This window comes from Streptomyces sp. WAC06614, assembly GCF_003949795.1.
Taxonomy (GTDB): domain Bacteria; phylum Actinomycetota; class Actinomycetes; order Streptomycetales; family Streptomycetaceae; genus Streptomyces.
The window spans coordinates 1-9382 of record NZ_RPRY01000274.1 but is presented as its reverse complement, the minus strand read 5'-3'; the positions used below and the strand labels follow the sequence as shown (position 1 = coordinate 9382).

At 74.5% G+C, this 9382-nt stretch carries 7 protein-coding genes; 3 read left to right on the top strand and 4 right to left on the bottom strand.

Translation table 11 applies throughout. The features are described from left to right. Window positions 1–532 precede the first annotated feature (532 nt). Window positions 533–979 (bottom strand): nitroreductase family deazaflavin-dependent oxidoreductase, encoded by a 447-nt coding sequence (locus tag EF918_RS27490; protein WP_125651622.1) that lies wholly within the window; start codon window positions 977–979, stop codon window positions 533–535. Between the two features lie 257 nt (window positions 980–1236). Further along, window positions 1237–1890, bottom strand: coding sequence for an isochorismatase family protein (locus tag EF918_RS27485; protein ID WP_260610731.1), 654 nt, complete (start codon window positions 1888–1890; stop codon window positions 1237–1239). 77 nt (window positions 1891–1967) lie between these two features. Between EF918_RS27485 and EF918_RS27480 the strand changes: the two genes are divergently transcribed. From EF918_RS27480 to EF918_RS27470, 3 genes are all read left to right on the top strand, one after another. Beyond that, complete coding sequence (locus tag EF918_RS27480) at window positions 1968–2552, top strand: TetR family transcriptional regulator (RefSeq protein ID WP_125651620.1); 585 nt, start codon at window positions 1968–1970, stop codon at window positions 2550–2552. An 83-nt stretch (window positions 2553–2635) separates the two neighbouring features. Continuing rightward, complete coding sequence (locus EF918_RS27475) at window positions 2636–3112, top strand: hypothetical protein (RefSeq protein ID WP_125651618.1); 477 nt, start codon at window positions 2636–2638, stop codon at window positions 3110–3112. 152 nt (window positions 3113–3264) lie between these two features. After that, window positions 3265–7794, top strand: a complete 4530-nt coding sequence (locus EF918_RS27470) for an HEXXH motif-containing putative peptide modification protein (RefSeq protein ID WP_125651616.1) — start codon at window positions 3265–3267, stop codon at window positions 7792–7794. 252 nt (window positions 7795–8046) lie between these two features. Here EF918_RS27470 and EF918_RS27465 read toward each other — a convergent pair whose 3' ends face one another. After that, window positions 8047–8811, bottom strand: coding sequence for an SOS response-associated peptidase (locus EF918_RS27465; RefSeq protein WP_125651614.1), 765 nt, complete (start codon window positions 8809–8811; stop codon window positions 8047–8049). A gap of 81 nt (window positions 8812–8892) precedes the next feature. Continuing rightward, window positions 8893–9207, bottom strand: a complete 315-nt coding sequence (locus EF918_RS27460) for a hypothetical protein (protein ID WP_125651612.1) — start codon at window positions 9205–9207, stop codon at window positions 8893–8895. Between the last annotated feature and the right edge of the window lie 175 nt (window positions 9208–9382).

Sequence of the window (9382 nt, the reverse complement as noted above, 5' to 3'; positions counted from 1 at the left end):
CAGGCCCGACCCGACCGGCACGGCACGCGAGTGCGTGCGTGCCTGCGGCACCGCCCGTCCCTCTAGTCCCGGTGGCGGCGCCACGGGCGGTCACCAGGTCGCAGCAGCGTCTCAGGCGGCCGGCCGCTCGCCCGACGGTGCCCGGCTGTGGAAGCGCCGACGAACACCAGCGTCAGGAAGCCCACCACCCCCAGCGGCCAGGCAACGAACCAGCCCCCGATGAGCAGCAGTAGTCCGACCGCCACCACACCTCTGAGCCAGTCCGGCCCCTCCGCCCCCGCCATCGCCGCCCTCCCGTCGGTCACTTCCCCCACGGTACGTCGGGGTGCATGGCCTCCGTGGCACTCTGGCCCACTTCAGCCTGGGCAATGGAATTGCGGGACAGCCGCGGGACGGCACGCACCGGCTGCGGCGGCGGCTCGCGCAGCAGCCGGCCGGCGTCCGTAGGCAGCCACCGGATCACGGAGACGCCGCTGTTCCGCTGCACCCCCCGCGCCGGGTGAGTCCCTCACCGGCCAGTGCCGCCGGGGGCCTACTCGTCCGCGGGCTCCAGGACGAAGACCGGGATCACCCGGTCCGTCTTCTCCTGGTACTCGGCGTACGGCGGGAACGCGGCGACCGCGCGCTTCCACCATTCGGCCTTCTCGTCGCCGGTGACCTCACGGGCCGTCATGTCCTGCCGTACGGGGCCGTCCTGGAGTTCCACGTGGGGGTCGGACTTGACGTTGAAGTACCAGACCGGGTGGCGGGGGAAGCCGCCCTTCGAGGCCACGGCCGCGTAGCGGCCCTCGTGCTCCACGCGCATCAGCGGGGTCTTGCGGATCTTGCCGCTCTTCGCCCCGCGCGTCGTGAGGATGACGACGGGCAGGCCCGTGTCCCGGAGCGTCAATCCCTCGGTGCCGCCCGAACTCTCGTACAGCTCCACCTGATCGCGGACCCACTGCGTCGGACTCGGCTCGTACTCGCCCTCAAGAGGCATCGCATGCACCCCATCGTCACGTCGTCATGTTGATGTTCGTGTTCATCAGGTGGTTCGTCTTGCTCGTCCTGCTCGTCATGCTCGTGGCGCTTCACGCCACCACGAAACGGCGAGCATATCGGGTGTCGGTGTGCCGGGGGGTGGGCCGACGCACCGTCAGAGGGTCCGCCAGGGTTGCCTCCGCCGCGCCCGCCCGCTCCCGTACGGGGGGACGCGTACGGGAGCAGGAGCAGGGACGGGGAGCGTGAGCGGAGTGGCTAACCGACGGGCTGGGCCTGCTGCGTCTGCTGGGCCTGCTGGACGGCGGACAGGTGGGACTGGACGCCCATGGCCATGGTCGGGACGTGTTCCCGCATCAGGCGCTGGAAGATCGGGCCCGTCGGGAAGCGGTGGTCGACCTGGAACTCCCCGGCCAGGGAGAACCAGGTGACCGGCACCGCCCCGGCCGCCACCATGCGCTGGACGGCGACGGCATGGGTCTCCGCGGTCAGGCTGGCCGAGGCGTCGACGACCAGGTACACCTCGTAGCCCTCGCGCAGCGCGCCGAGCACGGTCTGGAGCACGCACCCTTCGGTGGACACCCCGGCGATCGCCAGCTTCTGGCGCCCCGTCTGGCGCACGGCGCGGGCGAACTCCTCGTCCAGGAAGCCGTTGAAGTTGCCCGCGCGCTCGATCACCGGGTGGTCGCCGATGACTTCCCGCAGCTGGGGGTAGAGCGGTCCGGACGGCTTGCCGGGAAGGCCGTTGGTCACCACCAGGCCCGTGCCGTACCACAGCGCCGTCTTGGCCAGGCCGACGACGTTGTTGATGTGCTGCGCGGTGTCGTGCGAGCGCAGCACATTGGCGAAACCGACGGCGTGGTCCACCAGTACGACCGTGGTGTTGTCGGGGGTCAGCGGCTCAAGGTTCACGACGGCCTCCAGGCACTAATGAACATCTGGTCATTAGCGACCCTAGCACCGCTTCCGACCAGGCGTACGCTGAGCCGGTGAACACCGACCCCCCACCGAAGAAGCGCCGCCGCGACCCCGAGGCCAGCCAGGCCGCCATCCTGGCGGCGGCCCGCGCCGCATTCGCCGAGCGCGGCTACGCCCGTGCGACCATCCGGGAGATCGCCCAGCGCGCCGGTGTCACCCACGGCCTGGTCATGCGGCACTTCCCGTCCAAGGAACAGCTGTTCATCGCGGCGATGCCCGGCGCCCCCGACCTGGTCGACCTCGTGCCGGGCACCCCGGAGACCCTCCCCCACCGCATCGCCCGGGCCTACGTCGACCGGATGGAACGGGCCGACGGCAACGACCCGTTCATCGCGCTCATCCGCAGCGCCGCCTCCGACGAGCAGGCGGCCACCAAGCTCTACGTGGCGATGCGCGCGCGCAGCACGGAGGCCTACCGGCAGGTCGTCACCGGACCCGACGCCGACGTCCGCATCGATCTGCTGGGTGCCCATCTCATCGGCGTCACCTTCAGCCGGTACATCGTCAAGTCCGGCACCCTGGCCGACATGCCCCCCGGGGCCCTCGTCGACCACCTGACCCGGACCCTGCGCGGCATCCTGGCGATCGGGGCCTGACCTCCGCGTAGTCCTGCGCGCCCCGCACCCGGCGGGCTACGGTGAGGGCGGATCGTCCTGGCTTCGGGAGGGGAGCATCGGGGATGCTGGAGCAGGAGTTGGTCGCGTTGGCCGCTGCGGGTGGCGCGGCCGTGGTGCAGGCCGCGGGGACGGACGCGTGGGGCGGGGTGCGGCGCGCGTTCGCCCGCTGGTTCGGACGCGGCGACGAGCGGCGCGAGGAACGCGCGCTGGAGCGGCTGGACACGACGGCGGCGGAGCTCGAAGGCGCCGGGCACGACGACACGCGTCGTGACCAGGCCGTGGTGTGGCGGACGCTCATCGCCGCCCGGCTGGAGGATCTGCCGGGGGACGAGCGGGCCGTTGCCGCCGCCGAGCTGGCCGCCCTGCTGAACGGGGCGTACGCACCGCACGACGGGCCGGCGGCGGGGGCGGGCGGAGTCGCCGTTCAGGCCCAGGACTTCGGGGGTGTCCAGGCGAGCGGCGGCTCGATAGCCGCCCTCACGATCAACGGGGGTGCCGCCATCAACCCCCCTCCGGTGCCGGATCCGTCCCGGGGCTGAGCGGACCGGCGAACCAGAGCCCCCAGGGCCCACCACCGGTCGGCGGGACCGGAGCGGGGCGGCAGGAGTGGGCCGGCCGCTCGGTCCGGGCGGAGCACCACAGCATCTCCGTCGGTTCCGTGGGCGACGGGGCGCAGTTCACGTTTCACGGCGTGGCACCGGTGTGGGACCCCGGCCCCGACCCGGTCGGGGCCCGTTCGGTCCGCATGTCCGCCTGGCCGCAGCCGGCCGAGGCGGCCGTTCCGCTGGCCCTTCCCCACCGCAAGGTGTCCGCCGACCGGCTCCGGGGCCGTGAACGGCTCGTGACCGAGCTGACCACAGCGATGTCCCGGCGCGGCCGGCCCGGCAGCGGCGACACCGGCCCCGCCCCGCCCGGGGTCTGGGTGCTGACCGGCATGGGCGGCTGCGGCAAGACCACGGTCGCCCTGGAGGTGGCGCACCGCCTCGCGGACGCCTCGACGCAGGTGTGGTGGGTACCGGAGGCCTCGGAGGCCGGGGAGGGCTCGCTGTACTCGGCCCTGCGGTCCGTGGCGTTCGCCGCCGGCGCCGAGCCGGCCGACTTCGTCGGGGCGCACCCGGCGCAGGTGTTGTGGGACCACCTGGACTCCCTTTCCGCCCCGTGGCTGCTGGTCCTGGACAACATCGACGACCCCGCCGCCCTGGCCGTCCGGCCGACGCCCACGCCCCGCGGCACCGGATGGCTGCGCAAGCCCGCCCACACCTGGGGAACGGTGCTGATCACGAGTCGGGAGTCGCGTGGCGCACGCTGGGGCGACTGGGTGCGCCTGGTCGGTGTCGACGTGCTGTCCGCCGAGGACGGTGCGCGGGTGCTGTGCGATCTGGCGCCAGGAGCCGGCACCACGCCGGAGGCCAGGGAGCTGGAGGCGCGGAAGCTGGCCGTGCACCTCGGGGGGCTTCCGCTCGCCCTCGACCTCGCCGGTTCGTACCTGGCCCGGGCGCTGGACAGCGCCCTGCCGTCACCGTCGGTGCCCGACACCTTCGTCGGCTACCGGCGCAGCCTCGACGCGCGCCTGAGCGACATGGCGTCCGATCCGGACCTGGACCTCGAACCGCACGAGCGGGCCCGGCGGGCACTCGTCAGCACCTGGGAACTGTCCGTGGACCTGCTGCACCGTCAGGGTATCGACCTGGCACGGCCGTTGCTGAGGTTGCTCTGTGCCTTCGGGCCGGCCCCCTTGCCCTACCTGGACCTCCTGGACTCCGAGATCCTCTCCCAGAGCCCGCTGTTCGACGCCCCGGACCACTCCCGGCTGCTCGCGGCGCTGAACGGCCTGGCCGGGCTGAAACTGGTCACCGTCGAGGTGACCCGGGACGCCACCGGCACCGCGGGCGGCGCCGCGCGGCGACGGCTCACCATCCACCCCATGGTCCGCGCCGCCGGTCGGGCCCATCCCGATTTCACCGAGCTGACTCCGCACATGCTGGGGCTGGTCACCGCGCTGCTGTTGCGCGTCACCGCTCCCCTGCGGTCGGCCAGTCCTGCGGACTGGCCCCGGTGGCAGGCGCTGGCACCGCACTGCGGCGCCGGCCTCCCCCTGTTGTCGGCCTGCGTGGACCGGCCGGACGTGACCCTGCATCCCGACCTGGTGACCGCGGCGACCGAGCCGTCGACGGGCGCCGCGCAGTACCTCGACCAGGTGGGCCTTTACGGCGAGGCGATCGCGGAGCTCGACGTCGTCTGCGCGCTCAGGGAGCGGCTCCTCGGCCCCGGCTCCCCCGCCACCATCGCCGCACGACTGCACCTGGCCTGGGCGCTGCGCGACAACGGGGACCTCACCCTGGCGGACCGGTCGTACCAGGAACTGGCACGGGCCGCCGCGGGCTCTCTCCCGGCCGACCATCCGTACCTGCAGTCGGTCCGCACCGGCCGGGCCCGTGTCCTGCGCGAGCTGGGCAGGTACGAGCAGGCGGAGGAGGAGCTGAACGAGGCCCTCGCCATGCGCCGCCGGACCCCGCAGGGCGGCCGGCTCGGCATTCTGCGGGTCCGGCACGACCTCGCGGGGCTCGCCAACCTGCGCGGCCGGTACGAAGAGGCCGTCGTCGAACTGCGGGACGTCGTCCGAGGGGCCCGGGCGCTGGGTGCGGAGGGCGAACTCGACGTACCGGCCATGGAGATCAGCCTCGCCCGTGCGCTGCGCGACGCGGGCCGTGCCGAGGAGGCGGCGGACGCCGCCGAGCGGGCGCTCCAGGAGTACCTCCGCGTGCTGGCGCCCGACCACCCCGATGTGCTGCTCGCCCGCCACGAGCGCGCCCGCCTCCTGCGGGACCACGAGGCCGAGCCCGAGCTGTTGGAGCGGGCGAGGGACGAGTTCACCGACATCTGGCGGACCACCGAGCGCCGGCTGGGACCCGAGCACCCCGACGTCCTCGCCGCCCGGCACGAACTCGCCACCGTCTGGGACCTGCTCGGCCGCCCGGACCTGGCCGCCGAGCACTTCCGCGAGGTCCTGGCGGCAGCGGAGCGACGGCTCGGCAAGGACCATCCCCATGTCGCCGTCTGCGCACGCAACCTGGCCGCGGTGCTCGCCTCCGCATCGACCGAGCCGCCCGGGACCCCACCCTCGCCGGCACCCGGACCGCGGCAGGACGGACCTTCCCCCGTGTCCGGGCAGTCCCGGCCGTCCCCCGGAGGCATCACCATGGACCACGCACCCGGCCCCGGGGAGCAGCCCCCGACCGCCGCCGCCTTACCGACCACGGCGCTCGCCCTCGTGGAGGCCCTCTCCCCGGAGCAGGACGGCGCCTCGGCGGCCCCCGGCGCGGGCGGCACCACGGCCCGGGCCCTGTCCCGGTTCGTGCATCCCACGCACAGCCGCGGCGGGGGCAACCCCATGGGGGGCGGTTTCTCGGCGGGCGGCCCGGCACCCCGGTGGTCCCGGCCCCCGGAGCCCTACGGATCTCCGCACCGCACCTATCGCCCCGCCGAGGAATCCACCAGGGAACGTGTCCCCTCGCCCGACTTCCCCGGTGACGCCGACCTGCGCATGCTGGCGACGGGCGAGGAGGACCGTCTGCTGGTCGGACAGCTCGTGTCCCAGGCGCGCGCCACGCGCGTGGCCGCCCTGGCGGAACTCCTGCGTCTCGCGGACCGGGGGCCCCGCCGAAGCCGGAAGGTCGGGACCCCGACGGTCGGGCGGCTGCGGGACCTGCTGCTGGAGGCCGGCCGGGCCGACCCCGAGGCCGTCACCGCCGTGCTGCTCCATCCGTCCGTGGGCCGCTGGCTGAGCCGGGCCCTGCGCACGCTGTACGCCGCGCCCTGGAGCTCGTACGGCGCCGGTCCGGGCCGGCCGCCCGGCCCGGACCCCGCCGACCTGCCCCACCTGCAGGCCGTAGCGGCCGCGGCGGCGGTGCGGGCCCGGCTCACGTTCAGCCTCCCGCTGCCGGTCCGCGACGGATTCGTCTCGCTGCCCACGCTCGGCAGCGTCGACCTGCGTACGGCCGACAGCGCCGGGGCGACCATCGTGGCGTCGGCGCACACGGTCGAGGTCCGGTGCGGGACCACCACGGTCCGACTCCCTCGACCCGACGCGCTCACGGGGGCACCCGAACCGTCCTCCGCACCCCCGTCCGTAGCCGTTCCCGTACCCCCGGTGCCGTCCGGGGCTTCGCGGTGGATGCCCGCGCAGCGCGTGCGTACGCCGGCCGGGAACGGTGCCTTCGACCTCGTCCTGGACGACACGGATCCCTACCGGGGGATCGACGGACCGGCCGCCCCGTCCCCCCTGGGTCGGCAGGAAGCCGTCCACTGGCGGCGGACGACCACCGAAGCGGTGACGCTGCTGGCCGAGACCGTGCCGCGGCAGGCGGAGGCGATGGCATCGGTGCTCACCGCCCTGACGCCCCTGCCCGCGGCACCCGGCGGGGTGATGACCTCCGTCTCGGGCGGCGACGCGTTCGGCGGGGCCGTCCTCAGCAGTCCGCCCGATGCCGTGGAGCTGGCCGCGACGCTGGTCCACGAGTTCCGGCACATGAAGCTGAACGCCGTTCTGGACTCGGTCGAGTTGCACGTCGAGGAGGCGGGAGCGGCGGACGGGCCGCTCTTCTACGCGCCGTGGCGCGACGATCCGCGTCCGCTGCCCGGCCTCTTCCACGGCGTGTTCGCCTTCTTCGGCGTGGTCGACTTCTGGCGGCGGCTCGCCCGCCGCGCGGAAGGGGAGCTGCTCCGGCGGTGCCAGTTCCAGCTGACCTACTGGCGACAACAGACCCTCGACGCCTACGCCGTTCTCTGTGCCTCTCCCCATCTCACCGCGCGCGGACAGGAGTTCACTCGCACGATGCGGGTGACGGCGGACGCGTGGAGCGACCACACGGTCGTCCCCGGGGCGCTGACGGAAGCGGCCCTGGACGCCGTGCGGGCCCACCGGGTGCGCTGGCGCGTGCACCATCTGCACCCGGCCGCCGACGTCGTCGGCGAACTCACCGAGGCCTGGCTCGCCGGCGCGCCGTGCCCGCGCCTGCTCGTGGACGGGCGTGCCGGCGGTGTGGTGCGACCGGACCCCCGGGTCCCCTCGCTGGGCGACCTCACGGCGCTGCTGTGCCGGGCCGTGACCGCTCCGTCGCTCCGTGGCTCGGGCGGCGGCGTTCCGCCCTGGCCGCTGCCCGGGGAGCCCTGGTCGCGGCTGCTCCTGACGCTGCGCGGCGCGGACGCCCTGCCGGGCTGAGCGGACGGGGACCGGGCGGCGGCCGTTCGGTCGCTCACGCACTGCCCGGAAGTCGTCAGGGCCGTCCACACCCGCGCGAGCACGCGCGCGGGCACTGCCCCCGACCCCGTCGCACTCGCCGCGTGGATCGTCACCCCGACCGGCGCGGGCGGCCCTGCCGGGCTGCCGTTCATGGGCCTGGAGCGGTGAGCCGCGTGGGGCCACCGGTGCCGCGCGGGTGGCTTCCCGCCTTCCCCAGGGGCCCGGCCCGGCCTACGGGTGGTCGGCGGGGGTGAGGAGGTGGGGGCCGTTGTTGCGGACGCTGTTGACGGCGGTGGAGACCGCGGTTGCGGTCAGGTGGCCGTCGGCGGGGGTGTGCAGGAGGCCGCGGAGGGCGTCGGGGTCCTGGTGGTCGGGGTCGAGCCAGGTGGCGAAGTCGTCCTCGTGGAGGGCGAGGGGCATGCGCGGGTGGATGCGGCCGGCGGCGTCTGTGGCCTCGGTGGTGATGATGGTGACCGTCGTCAGCCATGCGGTGGGCGCCTGACGGGCGTCGTCGCCCTCCTGCGGCTGGGGGTGCGGGGCGTGCGGGTCGCGCCAGAATTCGTACAGGCCGGCCATCGCCATCACGCTCCCGTCCTCGGGGCGCAGGAAGTACGGCTGCTTGTACGCCTTGGCCGTCGCGGTGGCCGGCACCGGGACCCATTCGTAGAAGCCGTCCGCCGGGAGCAGGCACCGGCGGCGGGTGAACGCCTTGCGGTAGGCGGGTTTGGCGTGGACGGTCTCCATCCGGGCGTTGATCATCCGCGATCCGACGGACGGGTCCTTGGCCCAGGACGGCACCAGACCCCACCGCACGGGCCGCAGCCGGCGCACCAGCTCACCCGTGCCGGTGTCGAGGCGTTCGAGGACCGCCCACACGTCGTCCGTCGGCGCGATGTTCCACGACGGCTCCAGCACTCCGTGCGAGGCGTCCAGCTGGGCGTCGAACAGGCCCGCGAGGTCCTCGGGGGCACGGGAGGAGGCGTAGCGACCGCACATGTCTCCACTGTCCCACCCGGTGCCGCCCGGCGGGACGCAGGCGGCCCAGGGGGGAGGGCCGGCGTGGGCGTCAGCCTTGGATCATGTGGGCACGGACGGGCTCGGCCGGACCAGGCCGAGCGTGGTGGTCCCGTCCGGGCGGACCTCCGCCCGGAACGCGATGTCCTCCGGCCCGGCTCGGGCCAGCGCCTGCTGTACGCCCGCCACCGCGGCCCGGGTCGAGGGCGAAGCACGTCCCCGCAGGGGCAGGCTCCCGCCGTGCCGGCTGATGCGTCCGGCCAGGCAGGCGGTCCCCGCGGCGTTGCGGGCCGTGGGGCTGGACAGCAGGAGGTTCAGGACGGGCGCCCAGGTCGTGAAGTCGTCGAGCGGGGAGGTGGGGTCTTCGGTGGCGGTCATCGGGCGCTCGGTCGGTTCCAGGTGGGGCGGCGCAGGTGGTGGGTGGCGGCCGCGGTGGGAGCGATCGCCCGAGCCGCACGCTGTTCCGGTTCGCGCGACCGCTCAAGACGGGCCCCGGTGTCCTCCGGCCGAGGGGTGATGCTCGGCCGCGTGGCTCAAGGGGGCTGCGGTGGGG